The organism is Ruegeria sp. D7 (genome assembly GCF_056534355.1).
Genome location: NZ_JBQFPG010000001.1, coordinates 1 through 21326, shown reverse-complemented (window position 1 = coordinate 21326; position 21326 = coordinate 1). Strand labels below are relative to the sequence as shown.

Below are 21326 nucleotides of genomic sequence, written 5' to 3'. Positions count from 1 at the left end.
ATGAAGAACATCTACTATAGCCTTGATAAAATTACATAACTGCAGGCAAGGAAGCGTATCCGTGAAAGCGAATGCGACCACCCTGCACCCGTTTTCCTTGAATCTGGTAATCGGGAAAACGATTCAACAACCGGCCCAATGCAACACGACCTTCAAGACGCGCCAAAGTCAGGCCAACGCAGACATGCGGCCCGCCTGCGAAAGCTAGGTGCCTGTTCGGCTTGCGTGTGATGTCAAACCGGGTCGGGTCGGTGAACACCTCGGGATCACGGTTCGCTGCCCCGATACATAGATGCAGGTTCGTTCCTTTGGCGATCTGATGTCCTCGGATTTCAACGTCCGACGTAGTTTCCCGGTTGCCAAATTGGTTGGGCGACCGAAAGCGCAAGACCTCTTCAACCGCCGGAGCAATCAATTCGCCATCTTCCAACAGTCTTTGGCGTTGTTCTGGATAGTCATGAAGCAGCGCCAGCCCATTGCCGATCAGATTGGTGGTCGTTTCGTGGCCCGCGTTCAGTATGAAGATGCAGTTTTGCAGAAGCTCAATCTCGCTCAGCATCTCATCCGCGCCTTCGCCACGGATCAGACGTGTCAGAACATCTGTTTCCGGATCTCCCGGTTTTGCGCGACGACGGGCGACGAGATCCCGAAGGTAAGTTTTGAAGTCGCGAACAGCAGTGTGACCCTTTTCCAGCTGAGCTTCCGTCAATGCGGGTTCCAAAGCACCAAGGATAGCCAGAGACCAATCGCGCAGAGGCGCGCGTTCATCCATCGGTACATCCAGCAGATTGCCGATGATTTGGATTGGAATGGTCGAGGCAAAATCCGCAATCAGATCAACCCGTCCCCTGCCCGCCATATCATCCAGCAGCGTATCAACGGTTTCGATCAGACCCGGCTCCATCCGCGCGATTGCCCGGGGCGTCAGGGCTGAGGTCATGATCTTGCGCACCCGCGTGTGCAGCGGTGGATCGGAGAACACCAGTGAAGTTGTATGATGTTCGAATAACGGCGAGCCAACGCCGAATTTAGGGCCGAACGCAGCCTCCTTATCCGAAGAATAAAGCGTCGTGTTGCGATAAATGGCATCCAGATCCGCATGGCGCGACAACAACATGGAACCGTCCGGCTGCCGCAATATTGGCGCATGCTCAAGCAGAGCATCGTAAAGGGGGAACGGGTCGTCGACAAACCCCTCGGGCGGGTTCATCAGGTCCAAATTTTGCGCGACATTCTCTAGGCTTAGATCGTTCATGCTTGACCCCTCCAACGCTTGGGTAGCGGAAAGGGAAGCTGCAAACAACCTTGAGCGGGTGACAGGCCGTATCGGGCGGGATAAGACAAGGCATGTCTGATCCGATATCCTCCATCCGCAATCTTGGCCCGGCATTCGAGCAAGCCTGCGCGCGTGCGGGCATTATGACAGCTCAGGAGTTGCGAGCGTTGGGAGCAGACGAGGCTTATACGCGCCTGCTACAGGCCGGAACGCGCCCTCATTTCATCGGCTATTATGTGCTGGTCATGGGCTTGCAAGGCCGTCCCTGGAATGACTGCAAGGGCGAGGAAAAGAAGGCCTTGCGCGAACGGTTCGATGCGATCAAAGCCGGAGTCAGCATAACGCCAAAGCATCAGATGATTGCCGATCTTGATGCTTTGGGCGTGCGAATTTCAGCCAAGGATTTGGCGGCAGACTAGGCTTCGAGCGCCCCGATCATATCGACCCGCGTTGCGTGGCGACCACCTTCGAATTCGGATGTCAGGAAAGCAGCCGTGATTTCCAGTGCTTGCTTTTCATCGATAATCCGCGCCCCCAGCGAGAGCATGTTTGCGTCATTGTGCTGACGGATCATCTGGGCCGAAAAGACATCACTGCAAACGCCACATCTGACGCCGTTGATTTTGTTCGCCGCCATCATGATACCCTGACCGGTGCCACACAAGATGATACCAAAGCGACAATCACCCGAAGCCACAAGGCGCGCTGCGGCAGCTCCGTGTTCGGGATAATGAGTGCTTTCCGATGTGGTCGGGCCGATATCTACGGCCTCCCAACCTTCGGCTTCAACGTAAGCAGAGATAGCCTGCCTGAGGTCGATTGCAGCGTGATCACTGGAAAGAACAATGCGTTTGTTTGTGCTCATGACGGCATTTCGCTCCTGTCGACTAAAGCAATGCGGACAAACACTCTTGAGCCCTGCCCTCATAAGAAAGGCCGCACCCGATATGGGGTACGGCCTAAAGCTGTGATCTGACGGCCGATTAGCCGACCAGTTCGATGCCCGAGAAGAAGTAGGCGATCTCAACCGCGGCAGTTTCCGGTGCGTCCGAACCGTGGACCGAGTTTTCACCGACCGATTCAGCGAACTCGGCGCGGATGGTGCCAGGTGCTGCGTCTGCAGGGTTGGTTGCGCCCATGACTTCGCGGTTCTTTGCAATGGCGCCTTCGCCTTCGAGAACCTGAACAACAACGGGGGCCGACGACATGAATTCGCACAGTTCGTCATAGAACGGACGCTCGGCGTGCACGTCATAGAACTTGCCAGCTTGAGCTTTGGTCATGTGAATGCGCTTTTGCGCGACGATGCGTAGGCCAGCTTCTTCGAACTTGGCATTGATCTTGCCAGTCAGGTTGCGGCGGGTTGCATCGGGTTTGATGATCGAGAATGTGCGTTCCAGTGCCATATTGGCCTCTCCTTGACTTAAGGGCGCGACACCCGCGCCGAAATCCATCGCGCGCCGCCTAACATGGTATTTGTCTCATGAAAAGCGTTATGATCGTTTATCGCTCAGATCGCCTCAGGCAGCGGGTCGGTACGATCCAACCGGCGGACATATAGCACTGCCAAAAGACCCGCAAAGCTGCTGCCGCACATCATGCTCAGCACCAGATAAGGCCCGTTTTCGGGGCTTACGAACGTCCCGGTCATCATGGTCAAGACCGCCCCCAGCGCCACGATCAAAGCGCCTGATAATCCAGCCGCGCTGCCGGCCAATTTCGGGCGCACCGACATCACCCCGGCCGAGGCATTTGCATTGGTCAAACCATTTCCGAAACCAACGCAGATGGCGGATCCAAAAAACACCCAGACCGAGCCCATATTGCCGATGAACAGCAGCAGCCCGCAAAATGGACCAACCGAGGCCACGACCCGACCGAACAAGATCATTGTCGTCAGCTGGGTACGCTTTGCGATGCGCCCGGTAACAAAGTTGCCGACCATAAACCCGCCCGTGATGATACCGATGCCCAGACCCAGCATTGCTGGGCTCAGGTCGAACCAGGCTGCGGCGACCAGAGGCGCGCCGGTGATAAAACTAAAAAAACCGCCGATGGAGAACGCGGCGCATAAGGCGTAACCCCAGAACCTACGCGCGCGGAACAAATGCGGGTATTCCCGCATCTGCGCCGCGAAAGTCGACGAGCGGTTGGTGTTGGTTTCACCCATGTCAGCCCAAAGCAGCAACAGCACCCCTGCCCCAAGCAGCGAATACAGCACGAACCCGGCCCGCCAACCAAAAAGCATATCCAGCGCGCCACCTAGCATTGGCCCAAGCATCGGTGCCAGTGCCATGGCCATTGCGACATAGCCCAGCTTGCTGGCGGCCTCGTTTGGTGGATATCGGTCGCGGATCGAAGCACTAGACAGCACCGGCCCGGCCACCACCGCCGCCTGAATCATCCGAAACGAAAGGAAAACCCAGATTGACTCGGCTAAGACGCATCCAATTGAAGCGGCGACAAATATGACCATCGCGATCAACAAGACAGGTCTTCGCCCGTAGCGATCCGACAGCGGCCCGACGATCAACTGCAAGACCGCCGAGACAAATAGGTACCCTGCGACGGCCACGTTCATCAGGCCATAATCCACGCCGAAATCTTCGCTCATATGCGCCAGCGACGGCAGGAACATGTTCAGTGTCAGAACCGAGAGCGCCGTTGCAAAGATCAGCGTTATCAGGGTCGGAGGAGATTGAGCCGCACGCATAGCGAAACCAATTGGAGGACGAACCGGAACAGCGCTAACACATCGCTTCTGAATTGAACATGGCGACCTCTGGCGGCGGTTTGGATGCTCTGGTAAGAGCGGCTCATGCTACGGATCGAGAACATCACCTACGCCGTTGAAGGCCGTCCTCTGTTCGACGGGGCCAGTGCGACCATTCCCGATGGCCACAAGGTCGGCCTTGTCGGGCGCAATGGTACCGGAAAGACGACGCTCTTTCGGTTGATCCGGGGCGAGCTGTCGCTTGAATCAGGCAATATATCCCTGCCAAAACGCGCGCGGATCGGGGGCGTGGCGCAGGAAGTGCCGTCCTCGGATGTCTCGCTGATCAACACGGTTCTGGCCGCGGATGTGGAACGCAGCACATTGATGGCCGAAGCAGACAGCGCAATAGATCCGGACCGCATTGCTGAAATCCAGACACGGCTGGCTGATATTGATGCTTGGTCGGCTGAGGCTCGGGCAGCCTCGATCCTCAAAGGACTGGGCTTTGACGATGAGGATCAGCTGAAACCCTGTTCGGATTTCTCGGGCGGATGGCGCATGAGGGTGGCGCTGGCGGCCGTACTGTTTTCGCAGCCTGACCTGTTGCTGTTGGACGAACCGACCAACTATCTGGACCTAGAAGGTGCGTTGTGGCTTGAAAGCTATCTGGCCAAATACCCTCACACCGTCATCATCATCAGCCACGACCGGGGGTTGTTGAACCGCGCCGTCGGATCAATTCTGCATCTCGAAGATCGCAAGCTGACATATTACGCGGTTCCCTACGACAAGTTTGCCGAACGTCGCGCTGAACGTCTGGCACAAGCAGAGTCGGAAAACGCCAAGGCCAAGGCCCGCATCGCACATCTGCAAAGTTTCGTGGATCGTTTCCGCTATAAGGCGTCAAAGGCCGTACAGGCCCAGTCTCGTTTGAAGATGATCGAGCGCATCCAACTGGTTTCAACTCCACAAGAGGCGGCTTTGCGCGCCTTTTCATTCCCCGAGCCAGAAGAGCTGTCGCCACCGATCATTCAGCTTGAAGGAGGCGTGACCGGTTATGGTGATACCGAGGTTCTGCGACGACTGAACCTGCGTATTGATCAGGATGATCGCATCGCTCTGCTGGGCAAGAATGGTCAGGGCAAGTCAACCCTTTCAAAACTGCTATCTGACCGCCTACCCCTGATGGCAGGTAAAATGACCCGAAGCTCCAAGCTGCGCATCGGCTATTTCGCGCAGCATCAGGTGGATGAGCTGCATGTTGACGAAACACCATTGGATCACCTGCGCCGCCTACGCCCCAATGAGGCGCCCGGCAAGTGGCGTTCGCGTCTGGCGGGGTTCGGATTGAACGCGGATCAGGCAGAAACGCTGGTCGGTCGCCTGTCGGGCGGACAAAAGGCGCGCTTGTCGCTACTGATCGCCACCATCGACGCGCCGCATATGCTGATCCTAGACGAGCCGACGAACCATCTGGACATCGAAAGCCGCGAAGCGCTGGTCGAGGCGCTGACTGCCTATTCCGGCGCGGTCATCTTGGTCAGCCACGACATGCACCTACTGTCGCTTGTCGCTGATTGGCTATGGCTGGTCTCGGATGGCACCGTGAAGCCATTCGATGGCGATCTTGAGGCCTATCGCGCTCTTTTGCTGGCCCGCGAGAAACCGGTCAAAGATAAACTACAGGCGCCCAAACCCAAACGTGCGTCACGCGAGACCGTATTGGCCCTGCGTGCGGATCTGCGCAAATGCGAAGACCGGGTCGAGAAACTGACCAATATGCACGACAAGCTTTCTGCCAAGCTGGCCGATCCGGCGCTTTATGAAGATGACCGGATCAACGATCTGGAAACCTGGAACCGCAAATTCGCCGAGGTGGTCGAAGCCATGCAAAAGGCTGAAGCCCTATGGGTCGCCGCCGCAGAACGGTTGGAACAGGCAGAGAGCGCAGCATGATCGACATGGCCTTTTTCATAACGGCTTTCACCACGATGTTTGTGGTGATCGACCCTTTCGGAACCACGCCAATTTTCGTTGCCTTGACGCAGGACATGGATGCGGCCACACGCCGTAAGATTGCCATTCGCAGCTGCCTGACCGCGGTTTTCATCCTGATCGCCTTTGCCGCTTTTGGTGAAGCGGTTCTTGGATTCGTCGGCATCTCGATGGAAGCCTTCCGCGTTGCAGGTGGCGCGCTTTTGTTTCTGACTGCGCTGGACATGCTGTTCGACCGCCGTACCAAACGCCGCGAGGACCGCGCCGAGGAAGAAGATCATTCTGACCCTTCGGTGTTCCCTCTGGCCATACCCCTGATCGCGGGCCCTGGATCGATCGCAACAATCATTCTTTTGGCCGGACAAAACCCGGGCGTCCCTGGGATCGCAGCGGCCTGCGCTGTTATGCTTGCCGTCATGTTGGTTGTATTTGTGTTCTTTCTGGCCGGCGGCATGATCGCCCGTATTCTCGGTAAAACCGGGCTGAACGTGCTGACACGGCTGCTGGGTATGCTGCTGGCCGCACTGTCGGTTCAGTTCATTCTTGATGGCCTCAAAGCCTTTGGTTTCGCCTCGTGAAACACCATATTGGTATGAGAAAACTGATTTCGGGTGATTGAATGGACGGCTACGATATTGGGCGCTTGACCTATCTGGTTCTGCTGGGTGCGGCCCTGTTGATGTGGTTTATCACTCAGAACCGTCAGTCTTTGGGCAAAACCATGCAGCAGGTCGCGGCTTGGGTGTTTATCTTTATCGGTGTCATTGCCGTTGTCGGATTGTGGGATGACATCCGTTCAACCGTCAGCCCGACCCCGCAACTGACTGTGACCGATCAGCGGATTGAAGTGCCCCGCTCTTATGATGGACACTACTATTTACCAATGCTGGTGAATGGCACAGCGGTGACCTTTCTGGTCGATACCGGGGCCAGCAATATCGTCATCAGCCCGAAAGATGCCGAACGAATTGGAATCGATACGGATCAATTGAACTATCTCGGCCGCGCCTCGACGGCCAATGGCATTGTGCGTACAGCGCCGGTTCGGCTGGACAGCCTGTCTTTGGGCCCCATCACCGATCGCGATATCCTGGCCTCAGTCAATGAAGGCGATCTGGGTCAATCCTTGCTAGGGATGGCGTATCTGCACCGCTTTTCGAACATCCAGTTCGCAGATGGGCGTCTAATCCTGTCGCGTTGACCGCATTCCCCAATTGAGAACAAAATAAGAACATGCTAATTTGATCAGCATGTCCACCAATCTTCTTGGCCGCAAGCCCGCGCGCACCCCACCCGGGGTGGCCCTGCACCCACAGATCAGTCTGCAACTGGCCCGTGTACACGAAGCCTGCGGCCCTGCCCGGCGTAGCTTTGCTCTGTGGGTGGCGGCGCAGACTCAAGGGCCAGTGATGTGGATTGCCCCGGCTTGGGAGGTGGCGCAGCTGCATCCCGAGGGCATGCTGCCTTTTGCCGATCCGTCCCGGTTTCTGCTGATCCGCCCTGACAAACCCGAAGACCTGTTGTGGTGCATGGAAGAAGCCTTGCGCAGCGGTGCCGCCCCGTTGGTCATTGGCGATTTGCCCGGCCCGCCGGGTCTGACCCCGGTCCGGCGGATGCATCTGGCTGCCGAACAGGGCGGCATATCGGGACAGGCTCCGCTGGGGCTATTGCTGACGCCTGACGATGGTGGCGCACAGGGGATTGAGACGCGCTGGCATATGGCGCCCACCTATCGGGACGAGGCCTGCAGTTGGTGTCTGACCCGCCGCCGCGCCCGCGCCCTGCCCCCGGCCAGTTGGCACGTGACGCGGGCCGCTCCTCATTCCGGACTGCAGCTAAAGCAGATCAAATCCGAAGACGCCCCGATGATCACATAACTTGTGACTGGCCAAAACCGGACTTGCCCCCTAGCGTGCCGGCATGACACACCCGATCCATGACAGCCGATATTCCTGGCTTCGCCTGCTGATCACCCTGGCCATCGCAACCGTGGTCAATGTGGGCATGTGGGCTGTGATCGTCGTCATGCCCGCCATCGAGGCCGAGTTTGGCGCAGACCGAGCCGCGGCGTCGATGCCCTATACGCTCGCCATGATCGGCTTTGCCTTCGGCAACATGTGGCTAGGCAAGCTGGTGGACCGACTGGGCGTGACAATGGCATTGATCGGCGCCGCTGTGCTGAGCGCGGTAAGCTATCTGCTGGCAACCCATGCGCCGAATATTGCGCTGCTGTCGGTTGCGCATCTTCTGCTGGGGCTCGGCACGTCAATCGGATTTGGACCGCTGATCGCCGATATCTCGCATTGGTTCATGCGCAGGCGAGGGATTGCCGTGGCACTGGTGGCCAGTGGCAACTACCTGTCGGGCGCGATCTGGCCCACGCTGCTGTCGGGCATTCTGCAGCGCGACGGGTGGCAGCAGGTTTATCTGAGTCTCGCCGTCATCACCCTGGTCGCCGTCATTCCTCTGTCCCTGCTTTTGCGCAGACAGGTCCCCGTCGAGGCGCACGGCACGGCAGCAGCGGCAGCACAGGTCAAAGCACAAAGCGTCGGCTTTTCACCCCGCGCCCTGCAGTACATCCTTGGGCTGGCTGGTATCGGCTGCTGCGTGGCCATGTCGATGCCCCAGGTCCATATTGTCTCCTATTGTGTGGGCTTGGGCTATGGCCCGGCCGTTGGGGCCGAGATGCTGTCTCTGATGCTGTTGGGCGGCGTGGTTAGCCGCATCATCTCGGGGCTTGTCGCGGACCGGTTGGGAGGGCTTTCAACACTGCTGATTGGCTCGGTCCTGCAATGTATCGCTCTGTTCCTGTTTCTCCCTTATGATGGGATGGTTTCGCTTTATGTCGTCAGCATGCTATTCGGGCTGGCCCAGGGTGGTATCGTCCCCAGCTACGCGCTGATTGTACGTGAATATATGCCCCCGCAAGAGGCCGGTGCGCGCGTGGGTTTTGTCATGATGATGACTATCCTCGGCATGGCTCTGGGTGGTTGGATGTCGGGCTGGATCTATGACGTGACTGGCAGTTATCAGCTTGCTTTCATCAATGGCATCCTTTGGAACGGGCTGAACATCGCAATCGTGCTGATGCTCATGAAACGCTCGCGCCCGCGCGGTCGCACGGCGATGGCATGAGGAACCTTACCCGACGCAGCCTGATTGCAAGCCTTTGCGCGTTACCAATGGCACGGGCAGCGATGGCCGCCCTCACCCCATATGCGCTGGCAGCATCGCGCAGTTCCGTTGGCTTCACCTATGATTTGTCCGGCGCGCTTCAGACGGGCACGATGCCAGTACAGTCGGCCCAAATTCTTATTGATACCAATCGCTTGCAAAACAGCCGGGTCGATGTCGTGCTGGACGTGGCCCGGGCACGGACGAACCTACCATTTGCCCGAGGTCCGATGTTGGGAAAGAGTGTGTTGAACGCTGCCCAATACCCCACCATACGTTTCATCACGACCAAGATTCAGTTGGGACCCACTGGCCGTATCTCGGAAGGTGCAACCGTGACCGGCGATCTGACAGTGCGCGGTATCACGCGTCCGGTGACTTTGAGCGCCAACCTGTATCGGAGACCGGGAAGCGCGGTGGATGATTTGGACACCCTGTCCATCCGGCTAGAGGGGGCGATCAATCGAAATGAGTTTGGCGCGTCTGGATATCCTGATCTTGTACAACCCACGATCGGCCTGGACATCCACGCCGAAATCATCCGGCAGGATTAACCACAAAAAGGCAAAAAACGACGTCAGGGCGTCGATTAGGCGCGCGCATTTCGTGGCGACAAGGTCAAGTTGCACCTATCATGCGTACGATCATTTCATTTGCCGCCCTGTTTCTTTCGGTCATTCTGCTGCAGCTCTCAACGGGTGGTGTTGGTCCGCTGGATGCAATCTCGGGGCTGACGCTTGATTTTTCGACCGAACAGATCGGTCTGCTGGGGTCATCGCACTTCATTGGGTTCTTTGTTGGTTGCTGGTGGGCTCCGCGGCTTATGGGCAGCGTCGGGCACTCGCGCGCATTTGCGGTCTGCACCGCTTTGGGCGCGATGGGGTTGCTGGGGCATACGCTGACTGAAAACCCTTATGTCTGGGCCGCTCTGCGTATCGCGTCGGGAACCTGTGTCGCTGGGTGTTACACCGTGATCGAGGCTTGGCTTAACGCCAAGGTCACCAACGAAACCCGTGGCCGCGCGATGGGCACCTACCGTATCGCCGATATGGGGGCCTCGCTTTGTGCACAGCTTATCATTGCTGTTCTGCCACCCGCCTCTTACGTTTCATACAACCTGCTTGCGATCCTATGCTGTGCATCGATCTTGCCGCTGGCCCTAACTCGCGCCAGCCAACCCAAGACACCGGACACCCCGCGCCTGCGCCCCAAGCTGGCCTGGCACAGCTCACCACTGGCTGTGGCGGGCGTTATCGTGGCTGCGCTCAGTTCGGCATCATTGCGCATGGTCGGCCCGGTATACGGTCAGGAGGTCGGACTGGGCGTAGATCAGATTGCATTCTTTCTGGCCTCTTTCGTTCTGGGCGGCGCACTGGCCCAGTACCCCTTGGGTTGGCTCGCAGACAAGTATGATCGACGCTGGGTGCTGATCTGGCTATCCGTGGCAGCGGTGCTAAGCTGCGGTGTCACGATGTTGGCTAGCGGAACTGGAACGGTCGGCGTTATGCTGGCCGCCGGGTTCTTTGGTCTTACCACGTTTCCGATTTTCTCGGTTTCCTCGGCGCATGCGAATGATTTTGCCACGACCGAACAACGCGTTGAATTGGCAGCGGCCTTGATGTTCTGGTACGCGCTGGGGGCGATTGCATCGCCCTACATCTCATCCACGTTGATCCAGCAATTCGGCCCTGGAGCCCTGTTTGCTTTTGTTGCATTGGGTCATGTGTTTCTTATTGTTTTTGGCCTCGCCCGTATGCGCTCGCGCCCGACGCCCGAGAAACGGACGAATTATGTCTATGCTCCGCGCACATCCTTTACCATCGGCAGGCTGCTCAAGGGTTCTCGCGAAAAGCAATGAAAAAGGGCCGGGAAATCCCGGCCCTTCTGTTTTACTGCTGGACCGCTGGCCCATGGCCCTCGACCACGTCGACCACCTCATCTGGATCCACGGTGCTCTCAAGCGCACCGTTCACTACGCCCCCGACGCCGTTCTCCATGGACAAGCCAAGCTCTTCGCCCAGTTTCTTGAGCGCTGGCATCTGCACGGCCATTCCCATGATCGAATCCAACGCCTGATTGACAACCGGCTTTTCACCGCTTGAAACACCACCACCATTGGCAGCTCCGATCCCACCAACCTGATGGATTTTGATCGAGTCGATTTTTTCGGCCGGTTTGACCATTTCCGAGATGATCGAGGGCATGGTTTCAATGCGGGTCAAGTCGACCTTCATCCGGATCTGCTCAGGTGACAGGGCGTTGTCCGCCTCTACGATCGCACGCTTACCTTCCGCCTCGGCCAGCATGTCGTTCTTCTTGGCCTCGGCGCGAATGTTCAGCGCGTCTGCTTCGGCCTGCGCTTCCTCGCGGCGGGCTTCGGCGCGGTCTGCGGCGGCCTCTTTCTCGGCCTGTGCTGACAAACGGATCGCGGTGGCCTGACGTTCGGCCTCACGGGTGGCTTCAATCAGAACAATCTGCTTCTGACGCTCGGCCTCGGCCACTTCGCGCGCCGTAGCCACGGCTTCGGTTGCTTTGGTCGCCTCGGCTCGAGCCAGATCGGCGGATGCGCGCGCGCGGCTTTCCTCTTCGGATTTCTGCGCGATGATGATCTGGCGTTCCTGTTCCGCGACTTCGATCTCACGCTCTTTGGCGATCTCGGCATCGCGGATTTTGCGCTCGCGCTCAATCTCGGCGGAACGAATGGCCTCTTCACGGGCAATCCGGGCGCGTTCGGTTTCGCGTACCGAGTCTTCAGTTCGCGCAGCGATCTCCGCCTCTTGCGCCACACGAAGAGTTTCCACCTTCTGCGCCTGCTCGATGCGCGCCTGCTGTTCGTCCTGTTCGATCAGCAACTTCTGACGCTCCGCTTCCATCGCCGCACGACGCACCTCAACCTCGGCCTCGGCGTCGATCTGCGCGCGTTCTTTTTTGGATATGGCGATCACCTCGGCCAGCTTACGCATACCCACGGCGTTAAAGGCGTTATTCTCGTCCAGAGCCTCGAACGGGGTCTGGTCCAGCGCGGTCAGCGAGACGGACTCCAGCGAAAGACCGTTCTTAAGCAGGTCCTCGGACACCGCATTCTGCACCTCTTGCACAAAGTCGGCGCGGTTTTCATGCAGACCGTCCATGGTCATCTGAGCGGCCACAGCGCGCAGACCGTCGATCAGCTTGCCTTCGATCATCTCACGTAGTTGCTCGACGTCAAAGGTGCGATCACCCAGCGTTTGCGCGGCGCGTGCGATGCCCTCTTCAGTCGCCATCACCGAGACGTAGAATTCGACACCCACGTCGACACGCATCCGGTCTTTGGTGATGAGCGCGGCCTCACCGCTGCGCTGCACCTCAAGGCGCAGAGTCTTCATGTTGACCGGGCTGACTTCGTGCAGCAACGGTACAATGATGACGCCGCCATCCATAATGACCTTTTTGCCGCCCGCGCCGGTTTTCACCAGGCTGATCTCGCGCGTGGCGCGTCGATAAAGGTGGCCAAGTACAAGGCCTATGAACAAGAGTACGGCTAAAATAGTCACAACTGTAACGGCCAGGAATGATAGTTCCATGCAATATCCTCCGGATTGGGGTTAAGATTTTTTGGTTAAACTGACATGCGAACCAGAACGAACCGGTCGCGCCGTCGATCACGCAGAACAAGGACTTCTGTTCCCTGCTCCAGCGCATCTTTGTCCTGCAACGGCTCTGCGCGCAGGTAGTGCGTGTTGCCAAAGCGATCCATGACGCGGACTTCGGCTGGACGGCCTCGCGATGCGATACCCTGAGTGATCACGCCACGGCGGCGGGCCAGCATCCGTTCCGACATCGCTTCGGTTTCGGTTTTGGGCAGGAGGCGAGCGAAGACACCACCAAAGCCACGTGCGAACCATAGGCCGAATACTCCGGCCGGAATCGCGGCCAACCATGCAGGTAAGTCAAAGCCCAGCAGATCACGCAGCGCCAGTTGCAGGCCTATGCCACTCAGGCCGAAACCAGCCAGCAGCACAACGAGCCAGATCATGAATGGCATCTTGCCAATGCCCAACCAGCCAAACGGGCCGACGGGCGTAGCCGCAGGCACATCGGTTTCAATTTCGGCCAGTTCCAAGTCACTCAGATCGATGTCGGCGTCGATATCCAGATCAAAGTCGACGACGTCCAGATCGGGCGCGTCGACCATGTCCAGATCAACCTCGCCCTCGCCTGCCAGAAGACTTCCCCCGAAAACCAATGCGATCAGTTCAAGGCCCAGAAGACCGAACAGAAGCGCAAGCGCCAAGGTAAAGGGCACAAATGCGCCCTCTAGTAAAAAGTCAAACATCAGCAGATTGCCCTCGTTATTGTATACTTTTGTATACACTACAAATGGGAAGTCATTGCTACAATTTCAAGAGGTTGTGATTCTGTGTTTCAACCTGAGGTTATTTACATCCAAATGTCAGTTACAATCTGCAACCATGACATTAAGCTCAATTTCTTTCGCCCGTGCGAAACGTATTACCTGTTCACACCTGCTGGAGTAATTCTCTAATCGGTGGGCTTTGGCGGTGGTGCCGGGATCATTTCATCCAGGATTGATCCCGCCTCATATCCCAGCAGGTCAACCCGCATCCGTTCAGGGTCTCCGAACACCCATGCACCAACATGCCTCTGCATTCGAACGTATCCGGCGTATCCAGCCAACGCGTCGTTCCCGTGTGCGTTCTCAGCGAACAGAACCTGCCCGGCAGCAACCTTTTCCGGCATCACGCGCTGTAGGTACAGTAGCACGACATTGACGTCTTTGACGCTGGAGCCGCCGTGATGCACCACATACATCTTGGCCCACTCCTCTTCGCTTATGGCTGCGCGTGCATCGGACACGGCGGTATGAAGTGCGTTCAACTCCGCACGTGCAGATTTCTCCATATTCTCTGCCCAGATGGGCCGCATGTCGTTGATCACCTGCGAAACCGCTTCACGTGTGATCTGATCCTTGTCGAGTGCACCTTGAGCAAATACCCGGGCTGTTTCGAGCATTTTGCGCTGGCTCGCCAAGTCGCCCTCGGTCATGCCCAGTCCGCCCAATGTCGCAAGAAATACATCTATCTCATTGATGATAATTGCAAACTCCGCCTTCCAGCGCTCATCATCGGTATTTTCATCAGGCCATGGAGTCAGCGCCCCGATCAATCCCAACACAACATGCGACGTGGACTTCAGATGCTGATAGGTTGGCGCATCCCTTGGATAGCTCGCCTCTCCGTCTTCGGTCATGACCGTGACATCACGTGCGATAATCATGACGGGCCGGGTTTCAGCCGTCAGCGCATCCTGGCCACGGTGAAAGATCGAGAGCATAGCGTGATCAAAAGCATGCACCGGATCATCTGTGGCGCTCTGATCGGCGATGGCGCTGGCGGTAAATACAATAGCTGCAACGGCGGCACAACAGCCCAACCATAAACTCTGCATAATGATATTCCCCCTAAGCTGGGTTCTCCTGATCATCATACACCATTGGTACGCACGGGGCGAAATCGCTGACGAACGCGACACAAACTCGCGGGAATGCACGAAGTCGCGTAGTAATACCCGTTAAATTCAAGCGTGTATGAATGCGGGCTTTTTCTTACTGGCCACATAAGGTAGACGGGCGCGCAGACAGAAACGTGGAAGCGCATAATGGCCCGAATTCTCATCACCTCGGCGATCCCTTACATCAACGGGATTAAACATCTCGGCAACCTGATCGGCTCGCAATTGCCTGCCGATCTGTACGCTCGCTATCAGCGCGGCCGGGGCAACGAGGTCATGTTCCTGTGTGCAACCGACGAGCACGGCACCCCGGCCGAGCTGGCCGCCGCCAAAGCGGGCAAACCTGTGGCTGAATATTGCGCTGACATGTACGCAGTACAGGCCGATATCGCCAAGCGCTTTGGCCTGAGCTTTGATCACTTTGGCCGCTCGTCCAGCGATCAGAACCGTAAACTGACCCAACATTTCGCTGGCAAACTGGATGAGGCCGGGCTGATCCGGGAAGTCAGCGAAAAGCAGGTTTATTCCAACGCCGATGGCCGTTTTCTGCCCGACCGCTATATCGAAGGCACTTGCCCCAATTGCGGTTATGAGCGCGCGCGCGGTGATCAGTGCGAAAATTGTACCAAGCAGCTAGACCCGACCGACCTGATCGAGCCCCGCAGCGCGATCAGCGGCTCGACCGATCTTGAGGTGCGTGAGACCAAGCATCTGTATTTGCGTCAATCCGCAATGAAAGATCAGTTGGACGCGTGGATCGACAGCAAGACAGACTGGCCGATCCTGACAACCTCGATCGCCAAGAAATGGTTACATGATGGCGACGGCCTGCAGGATCGCGGCATTACCCGCGATCTGGATTGGGGTGTACCAGTCAAGAAAGGTGATCAAGATTGGCCCGGCATGGAAGGCAAAGTCTTCTATGTCTGGTTCGATGCCCCCATTGAATACATCGCCTGCGCCAAGGAATGGGCCGACGCCAATGGTAAGTCTGATGCCGATTGGGAACGTTGGTGGCGCACCGACAAAGGCGCAGAAGATGTGCGTTACGTTCAGTTCATGGGCAAGGACAATGTGCCCTTCCACACCCTGTCTTTCCCGGCCACCATTCTGGGATCGGGCGAGCCCTGGAAGATGGTCGACCACCTGAAATCATTCAACTACCTGAACTATGACGGTGGCCAATTCTCGACCTCACAGGGCCGTGGCGTGTTCATGGATCAGGCGCTGGACATTCTGCCCGCCGACTACTGGCGCTGGTGGCTGTTGAGCCATGCGCCAGAAAGCAGCGACAGCGAGTTCACATGGGAGAACTTCCAGCAGTCGGTGAACAAAGATCTTGCGGATGTTCTGGGTAACTTTGTCAGCCGGATCACTAAGTTCTGCCGCTCGAAATTCGGTGAAGCAGTGCCCGAAGGTGGTGCGTATGGCGAACGTGAACAGACCCTGATTGCTGAGCTTAATAGCCGAGTACGTGCCTACGAAGGCCACATGGAAGCGATGGAAGTGCGCAAATCCGCGCAAGAGCTGCGAGCGATCTGGGTCGCGGGCAACGAGTATCTGCAGGCTGCCGCACCATGGTCTACCTTTAAGGAAGATCCTGTGCAGGCTGCGGCGCAGGTGCGGCTGGGGCTGAACCTGATCCGCCTCTATGCAGTTCTGAGCGCGCCGTTCATTCCCGATGCGTCTGCAAAAATGCTTAGTGCGATGAACACACTCAATACCAGCTGGCCCGAAGATATCGATGCCGCGCTGTGCGCCCTGCCCGCTGGCCATGAATTTTCGGTTCCCGACGTGCTGTTTGCCAAAATCACGGACGAACAGCGCGAAGACTGGCAGAATCGGTTTGCGGGAACGCGTGAATAACAACAAAATTCGATTTATGAATGCCGCAGCGGAGCCCTGAAGCCTCTCCGCTGCTGGTTTTTGGCAGAGAAAATTCGCCCGTCCCTATTGTCATCGGGCAGGTAAACGCCTGCGGATGCAGGCTAAGTCTGCAGACTGGAAAGAAATTTCGGGTCGATTCTTGCCAACGCATCACCTCAACGCGCTTGAGAAACCGCGTCAAACCCGCCATCCTGCCTATAAAACCAATCGACTCATCCGGGGGTTTCTGTTGCCCGGTTGTGCAATCTTTACTTTGAACGAGGCGCCAACATGTCCCTTGCATTTAAGAAGCCAGCACTCCGCCCACGCGGCTATTTCAGGGCACTCGGCGTTTCTGCCGCTTTGTTTGCATGTTCCAGCCTGCCTCAGATAGCGGTCGCGCAGGATCAGGGCGATGCCCCTGCGCCCAAGGTGTCGATCGCCGCAGCTTATACCGAAGAGATCACCGATCAGGCCACCTTCATTGGACGGGCCGAGGCAATCGACAAGGTCGATATTATCGCGCGCGTCAGTGGTTTCCTGGACAGCCAGAACGTCGACGATGGCTCTCCGGTGAATGAGGATGACCTGCTGTTCACGATCGAACCGGATCTTTACGAAGCCACGCTTGAGGCACGTAAAGCCGATCTGGATCGGGCGCAGGCAAACCTTGAACTGGCCAAAGTCGATCTCGCCCGCAAGGAAGAGCTGTACAAGCGCGACGCTACACCGGAATCAGAACGTGACATTGCCCGAGCCAATGAACTGGTCGCCGAGGCCGAGGTCAAAGCCGCCAATGCAGCGATCCAACAGGCCGAGCTTGATCTGAGCTACACACAGATCCACGCCCCGTTTTCGGGCCGCATCGGCCGCGTGGAAACCAGTGTCGGTGATGTTGTGGGCCCCAACAATCCGCCGCTTGTCACCCTGGTCAGCGAAGCCCCCATCTATGTGAATTTTTCGTTGAATGAAAAGCAGTTCACGTCGGTTCTTGAACAATTTGGTGAAGACCCGGCCACGCTAGCTGAAAGCAGCCAAAGCCCGAATGTTCATGTGACTCTGCCGAATGGTACTGAGCTGGATGAAACCGGCGAAATCATTTTTGTCGACAACCGCATTGATCCACTGACCGGCGCCATTACGATCACGGCTCAATTCGACAATGCCAAGCGTCTGCTCGTTGATGGTGCCTTCGTGAACGTTCAGATCGAAGCGCTTGAGCCGACGCTGCAGGTATTGATCCCTCAAGCAGCGCTGCAGCGTGATCAGCGCGGCGAATTCGTTCTGGTCGTCAATGACAAGCAGATGGTTGAACAGCGCTACATCACAACCGGAGATACCGTGGACTCGGCGATTATCGTCACAGATGGCCTGCGCGAAGGCGAAAGCGTCATCGTCGAAGGCCTGCAACGCGTGCGCCCCGGCGTCGCCGTTGATGCAGTCGTCGCGTCCGAGCAGCCGGAGAATAACTGATGTTCTCAGCCCTGTTTATCAGCCGGCCCAAGCTGGCGCTTGTCATTTCGCTGGTCCTGACCATTTTGGGCGGGATCGGTTATCTGGTTCTGCCGGTTGCGCAGTTTCCCGATATCACGCCGCCGGTGGTCAGCGTAACGGCCACCTATACAGGTGCAAATGCCGAAACCGTGGAAAACACCGTCGCCGCCCCGATCGAGGCGCAGGTCAACGGTGTGGACGACATGATCTACATGACGTCGACCTCATCGGATAACGGCTCGTATTCGTTGAACGTTACGTTCGAGGTGGGCACCGACCCCGATATCGCCTCGGTCAACGTACAGAACCGTGTGGCACAGGCGATGGCATCGCTGCCGTCCGAAGTGACTTCATCCGGTGTTGTCACGCAAAAAGCGTCAACCAACATGTTGTTGCTGGTCACGCTGACCTCGCCCAATGGCACATATGACAGTGTGTTCCTGTCGAACTATGCCTCAATCAACTTGAAAGACGCTCTGGCGCGGGTTCAGGGCGTGGGTAAAGCGGATGTTCTGACCAATCTGGAATACGCCATGCGGATCTGGATGGATCCGGACAAGATGGCCGCGCTGTCAATCACTCCGGGTGATGTGATCAATGCCATCCGCGAACAGAATATCGAAGTCTCTGCGGGCTCAATCGGGTCGCCTCCTGTGCCTGAAGGACAAACCTTTCAGTACACGATCAAGACCAAAGGCCGCCTGACCTCGGCCGATGAATTCGGAGATATTGTAATCCGTACAGGCGAAGCCGGTGCGATTGTGCGCGTCAAAGACATTGCGCGGGTTGAATTGGGGGCGCAGTTCTATTCCGCCTCGGGCTATTTCGAAAGCGTTCCTGCGACCGTTATCGGCATCTATCAGGCCCCCGGCGCAAACGCCCTTGCGGTGTCCGAACGTGTTGAGGCCGAACTTGAGCGCCTGTCACGATCCTTTCCCACGGATGTCGAATACGATGTTCCATTCAATACGACGGATTTCGTGGAACAGTCGCTCAATGACGTGGTCTCGACCCTCATCCTGACATTCATATTGGTGATCACAGTTGTGTTCATCTTCCTTGGCAGTTGGCGGGCGACGATCATTCCGGCGGTGGCAATTCCGGTCTCATTGATCGGGACATTTGCCTTCCTGCTGGCTTTTGGCATGTCGCTGAACACGATCTCGCTGTTCGCATTGGTGCTGGCCATCGGGATCGTTGTAGATGACGCCATCGTTGTGGTGGAAAACGTTGAGCGTATCATCGCCGACGAAGGCCTTTCCCCTGCCGAGGCGACCCGCAAGGCCATGGGTCAGATCACCGGCCCCGTGATCGCAACCACGTTGGTACTGCTGGCCGTGTTCGTGCCGGTGACGTTCATGCCCGGCATATCCGGGCGATTGTATTCGCAGTTTGCCGTCACGATCTCGACCGCTGTTGTGATCTCGTCGATCAACGCTCTGACGCTTTCACCGGCCCTTTGCGGGCTGGTGCTGCGGGCGCGTTCAGGACCGCCCAAGGGGCTGCTGGCCGTGTTCGAGGGATTTATCGGCGGAATGCGCAGCGGCTATGTCGCCATCGTGCGAAAGCTACTGATCCTGCCGGTCATTTCGCTGGGGATCATTGCAGCATTCGCAGCGGGTACTGGGACCATTATGGGCAACACGTCCAAAGGGTTCATTCCGCTGGAAGACAACGGATATCTGTTCGTCGATATCCAGCTTCCCGATGCGGCGACGCTTGAACGGACCGAGGCGGTTTCTGCGCGGATCGATGAACAGATTCAACAGATCTCCGGCGTATCCAGTACCGTTCTGGTCAATGGGTTCTCGCTGTTGAACGGGACCACTACCAATGGCGCAGCCATCTTTGTCAACCTGACCAACTGGGAAGAGCGGCAGGAACCCGAGCTCAGTGCGGATGCGATCCTGAACCAGGTTCTGGCGATTGCATATGGTGAGTCTGCCGCATCGATTGTTGCGTTCAACCCGCCACCCATTCAGGGCCTTGGTATGTCTGCAGGGGTTGAAATGGAAGTGCAGCAGACCGGTGGCGGCTCGCCGCAGGATCTGGCCTCGGCCGTTGGGTCGTATGTCTATGCCGCAAACCAGCGTCCTGAGATCGCGCAGGCCTACACCACCTTCCGCGCGAACGTGCCGCAATTGTTTGTCGATCTGGATCGGGAAAAGGCCAAAACCCTGCAAGTCTCGGTGGCCGAGATTTTCCAGACCATGCAGGCGCAGCTTGGCTCGTATTACGTGAATGACTTCAACCTGTTTGGTCGTGTCTATCGCGTAATGATCCAGGCCGAAGGGTCATACCGGAATAAGGTCGATGATATCTCAGAGCTTTATGTACGTTCCACCAAAGGTGAGATGGTACCGCTTGGCACGCTGATCGATATCGAGAACGTGCTGGGTCCGGTCCTGCTAAAGCGGCATAACCTGTTCCGCTCGGCCACTGTAACAGCGGTTCCGGCACCGGGGCTCTCGACCGGGGACGCCATCAATGTCATGACCGAGGAGTCGGCGACCGCCCTGCCCCCCGGCTATGCCTATGAATGGACCGGAACGGCGCAGCAGCAGCTGGCCTCGGGCGGCCTGGTCGTGGTGATCCTTGGGTTGGCGATCCTGTTTGGGTACCTGTTCCTTGTCGGCCAATATGAAAGTTGGACGATGCCCGTTTCGATCCTAATGTCGGTGACCGTGGCCTTGTTCGGTGCCGTCGCAGCGGTGGCAATCGTTGGCAGCGACATCAACCTCTACACGCAGATCGGGATGATCATGCTTGTCGGGCTTGCGTCAAAGAACGGGATTCTGATCGTCGAATTCGCGATGGAGCAAAGGGCCAAGGGGCTGTCAATCAAGGAGGCCGCGGCCGAAGCCGCATATCAGCGTTTCCGCGCTGTGATGATGACCGCCCTGTCCTTCCTTTTGGGCGTGGTTCCCCTGCTGGCCGCGAACGGGGCCGGAGCTGCCAGCCAGAAGGCCATCGGCGTTGCCGTGTTCGGCGGTATGCTGGCAGCCACTCTGTTCGGGGTCATTCTGGTTCCCGTCCTGTACGCTGTGATGCAGAGCCTGCGCGAGTGGGTCAAAGGCAGCAAGAAGGATCCGGAACCGTCAGAGGAAGCTGCGTAGGGCTGGCTTTGAAATCGCAAAACGGCCCGCACATCTGCGGGGCGTTTCTTTTTTTGTACGGGTCGTCTGATCCGCGCTAGTCAGTTAAGCGTTTGGCCATCCAGTCGTCTATCCGGCTGATCTGCTCGATGCTGAGCCTTACACCCAGCTTATTGCGCCGCCACACAACATGCTCAGC

18 protein-coding genes are annotated in these 21326 nt (G+C 57.4%); 11 read left to right on the top strand and 7 right to left on the bottom strand.

Translation table 11 applies throughout. The features are described from left to right. Positions 1-31: 31 nt before the first annotated feature. Positions 32-1255: a cytochrome P450 gene (locus tag ACRZ9U_RS00090; RefSeq protein WP_170405260.1), complete on the bottom strand. Its 1224-nt coding sequence runs from the start codon at positions 1253-1255 to the stop codon at positions 32-34. 92 nt (positions 1256-1347) lie between these two features. Here ACRZ9U_RS00090 and ACRZ9U_RS00085 point away from each other — a divergent pair, with 92 nt between their 5' ends. After that, complete coding sequence (locus tag ACRZ9U_RS00085) at positions 1348-1695, top strand: TfoX/Sxy family protein (protein WP_170405257.1); 348 nt, start codon at positions 1348-1350, stop codon at positions 1693-1695. Here the strand turns inward: ACRZ9U_RS00085 and rpiB are convergent. The 3 genes from rpiB to ACRZ9U_RS00070 form a co-directional block, all read right to left on the bottom strand. Beyond that, complete coding sequence (gene rpiB, locus ACRZ9U_RS00080; RefSeq protein WP_170405254.1) at positions 1692-2141, bottom strand: ribose 5-phosphate isomerase B; 450 nt, start codon at positions 2139-2141, stop codon at positions 1692-1694. The two genes, ACRZ9U_RS00085 and rpiB, sit on opposite strands and share 4 nt — an antisense overlap. 118 nt (positions 2142-2259) lie before the next feature. Next, a complete protein-coding gene (gene ndk / locus ACRZ9U_RS00075) occupies positions 2260-2682 on the bottom strand; it encodes a nucleoside-diphosphate kinase (RefSeq protein ID WP_008757405.1) in 423 nt (140 codons plus the stop codon). Positions 2683-2786: 104 nt separating this feature from the next. Then, entirely contained in the window at positions 2787-3989 is a 1203-nt protein-coding gene (locus ACRZ9U_RS00070) for a multidrug effflux MFS transporter (protein WP_170405251.1), read from the bottom strand. 105 nt (positions 3990-4094) lie between these two features. Here ACRZ9U_RS00070 and ACRZ9U_RS00065 point away from each other — a divergent pair, with 105 nt between their 5' ends. The 7 genes from ACRZ9U_RS00065 (at position 4095) to ACRZ9U_RS00035 (ending at position 11019) form a co-directional block, all read left to right on the top strand. Continuing rightward, positions 4095-5948 carry an ABC-F family ATP-binding cassette domain-containing protein gene (locus ACRZ9U_RS00065; protein ID WP_170405248.1) on the top strand — a complete coding sequence of 618 codons (1854 nt, stop codon included), beginning with the start codon at positions 4095-4097 and terminating at the stop codon, positions 5946-5948. Further along, positions 5945-6565 (top strand): MarC family protein, encoded by a 621-nt coding sequence (locus tag ACRZ9U_RS00060; RefSeq protein WP_170393323.1) that lies wholly within the window; start codon positions 5945-5947, stop codon positions 6563-6565. Before ACRZ9U_RS00065 ends, ACRZ9U_RS00060 begins: the two co-directional genes overlap by 4 nt. Before the next feature lie 41 nt (positions 6566-6606). Continuing rightward, positions 6607-7188 (top strand): TIGR02281 family clan AA aspartic protease, encoded by a 582-nt coding sequence (locus ACRZ9U_RS00055; RefSeq protein ID WP_170405245.1) that lies wholly within the window; start codon positions 6607-6609, stop codon positions 7186-7188. Between the two features lie 49 nt (positions 7189-7237). Continuing rightward, a complete protein-coding gene (locus ACRZ9U_RS00050; RefSeq protein WP_170405242.1) occupies positions 7238-7864 on the top strand; it encodes a hypothetical protein in 627 nt (208 codons plus the stop codon). A gap of 43 nt (positions 7865-7907) precedes the next feature. Next, positions 7908-9122, top strand: coding sequence for an MFS transporter (locus tag ACRZ9U_RS00045; protein WP_170405239.1), 1215 nt, complete (start codon positions 7908-7910; stop codon positions 9120-9122). Continuing rightward, a complete protein-coding gene (locus ACRZ9U_RS00040; RefSeq protein ID WP_170405236.1) occupies positions 9119-9715 on the top strand; it encodes a YceI family protein in 597 nt (198 codons plus the stop codon). Before ACRZ9U_RS00045 ends, ACRZ9U_RS00040 begins: the two co-directional genes overlap by 4 nt. Before the next feature lie 80 nt (positions 9716-9795). Beyond that, complete coding sequence (locus ACRZ9U_RS00035) at positions 9796-11019, top strand: MFS transporter (protein ID WP_170393328.1); 1224 nt, start codon at positions 9796-9798, stop codon at positions 11017-11019. A 31-nt stretch (positions 11020-11050) separates the two neighbouring features. Here the strand turns inward: ACRZ9U_RS00035 and ACRZ9U_RS00030 are convergent, their stop codons facing one another. The 3 genes from ACRZ9U_RS00030 to ACRZ9U_RS00020 all read right to left on the bottom strand — a co-directional run bounded on the left by ACRZ9U_RS00030 (position 11051) and on the right by ACRZ9U_RS00020 (position 14609). Beyond that, positions 11051-12724 (bottom strand): flotillin domain-containing protein, encoded by a 1674-nt coding sequence (locus tag ACRZ9U_RS00030; RefSeq protein WP_170405233.1) that lies wholly within the window; start codon positions 12722-12724, stop codon positions 11051-11053. A 35-nt stretch (positions 12725-12759) separates the two neighbouring features. Then, positions 12760-13476 carry an OB-fold-containig protein gene (locus ACRZ9U_RS00025; RefSeq protein WP_170393710.1) on the bottom strand — a complete coding sequence of 239 codons (717 nt, stop codon included), beginning with the start codon at positions 13474-13476 and terminating at the stop codon, positions 12760-12762. Positions 13477-13682: 206 nt separating this feature from the next. Next, positions 13683-14609: a hypothetical protein gene (locus ACRZ9U_RS00020; RefSeq protein ID WP_170405230.1), complete on the bottom strand. Its 927-nt coding sequence runs from the start codon at positions 14607-14609 to the stop codon at positions 13683-13685. Between the two features lie 210 nt (positions 14610-14819). Here ACRZ9U_RS00020 and metG point away from each other — a divergent pair, with 210 nt between their 5' ends. The 3 genes from metG to ACRZ9U_RS00005 all read left to right on the top strand — a co-directional run bounded on the left by metG (position 14820) and on the right by ACRZ9U_RS00005 (position 21148). After that, positions 14820-16538: a methionine--tRNA ligase gene (gene metG, locus ACRZ9U_RS00015; protein WP_170405227.1), complete on the top strand. Its 1719-nt coding sequence runs from the start codon at positions 14820-14822 to the stop codon at positions 16536-16538. A 291-nt stretch (positions 16539-16829) separates the two neighbouring features. After that, the gene (locus tag ACRZ9U_RS00010) at positions 16830-18011 is read left to right on the top strand and encodes an efflux RND transporter periplasmic adaptor subunit (RefSeq protein ID WP_170393332.1); all 1182 of its coding nucleotides are present in this window, start codon (positions 16830-16832) and stop codon (positions 18009-18011) included. Continuing rightward, positions 18011-21148, top strand: coding sequence for an efflux RND transporter permease subunit (locus ACRZ9U_RS00005; RefSeq protein ID WP_170405224.1), 3138 nt, complete (start codon positions 18011-18013; stop codon positions 21146-21148). The genes ACRZ9U_RS00010 and ACRZ9U_RS00005 overlap by 1 nt, the downstream gene beginning before the upstream one ends. The last annotated feature ends 178 nt before the right edge of the window (positions 21149-21326 follow it).

What these genes read in the sequence shown, in the direction of transcription:
- ACRZ9U_RS00090 (WP_170405260.1), bottom strand. Translation starts at nt 1,255, where the DNA reads ATGAACGATCTAAGCCTAGAGAATGTCGCGCAAAATTTGGACCTGATG.
- ACRZ9U_RS00085 (WP_170405257.1), top strand. Translation starts at nt 1,348, where the DNA reads ATGTCTGATCCGATATCCTCCATCCGCAATCTTGGCCCGGCATTCGAG.
- rpiB (WP_170405254.1), bottom strand. Translation starts at nt 2,141, where the DNA reads ATGAGCACAAACAAACGCATTGTTCTTTCCAGTGATCACGCTGCAATC.
- ndk (WP_008757405.1), bottom strand. Translation starts at nt 2,682, where the DNA reads ATGGCACTGGAACGCACATTCTCGATCATCAAACCCGATGCAACCCGC.
- ACRZ9U_RS00070 (WP_170405251.1), bottom strand. Translation starts at nt 3,989, where the DNA reads ATGCGTGCGGCTCAATCTCCTCCGACCCTGATAACGCTGATCTTTGCA.
- ACRZ9U_RS00065 (WP_170405248.1), top strand. Translation starts at nt 4,095, where the DNA reads ATGCTACGGATCGAGAACATCACCTACGCCGTTGAAGGCCGTCCTCTG.
- ACRZ9U_RS00060 (WP_170393323.1), top strand. Translation starts at nt 5,945, where the DNA reads ATGATCGACATGGCCTTTTTCATAACGGCTTTCACCACGATGTTTGTG.
- ACRZ9U_RS00055 (WP_170405245.1), top strand. Translation starts at nt 6,607, where the DNA reads ATGGACGGCTACGATATTGGGCGCTTGACCTATCTGGTTCTGCTGGGT.
- ACRZ9U_RS00050 (WP_170405242.1), top strand. Translation starts at nt 7,238, where the DNA reads ATGTCCACCAATCTTCTTGGCCGCAAGCCCGCGCGCACCCCACCCGGG.
- ACRZ9U_RS00045 (WP_170405239.1), top strand. Translation starts at nt 7,908, where the DNA reads ATGACACACCCGATCCATGACAGCCGATATTCCTGGCTTCGCCTGCTG.
- ACRZ9U_RS00040 (WP_170405236.1), top strand. Translation starts at nt 9,119, where the DNA reads ATGAGGAACCTTACCCGACGCAGCCTGATTGCAAGCCTTTGCGCGTTA.
- ACRZ9U_RS00035 (WP_170393328.1), top strand. Translation starts at nt 9,796, where the DNA reads ATGCGTACGATCATTTCATTTGCCGCCCTGTTTCTTTCGGTCATTCTG.
- ACRZ9U_RS00030 (WP_170405233.1), bottom strand. Translation starts at nt 12,724, where the DNA reads ATGGAACTATCATTCCTGGCCGTTACAGTTGTGACTATTTTAGCCGTA.
- ACRZ9U_RS00025 (WP_170393710.1), bottom strand. Translation starts at nt 13,476, where the DNA reads ATGTTTGACTTTTTACTAGAGGGCGCATTTGTGCCCTTTACCTTGGCG.
- ACRZ9U_RS00020 (WP_170405230.1), bottom strand. Translation starts at nt 14,609, where the DNA reads ATGCAGAGTTTATGGTTGGGCTGTTGTGCCGCCGTTGCAGCTATTGTA.
- metG (WP_170405227.1), top strand. Translation starts at nt 14,820, where the DNA reads ATGGCCCGAATTCTCATCACCTCGGCGATCCCTTACATCAACGGGATT.
- ACRZ9U_RS00010 (WP_170393332.1), top strand. Translation starts at nt 16,830, where the DNA reads ATGTCCCTTGCATTTAAGAAGCCAGCACTCCGCCCACGCGGCTATTTC.
- ACRZ9U_RS00005 (WP_170405224.1), top strand. Translation starts at nt 18,011, where the DNA reads ATGTTCTCAGCCCTGTTTATCAGCCGGCCCAAGCTGGCGCTTGTCATT.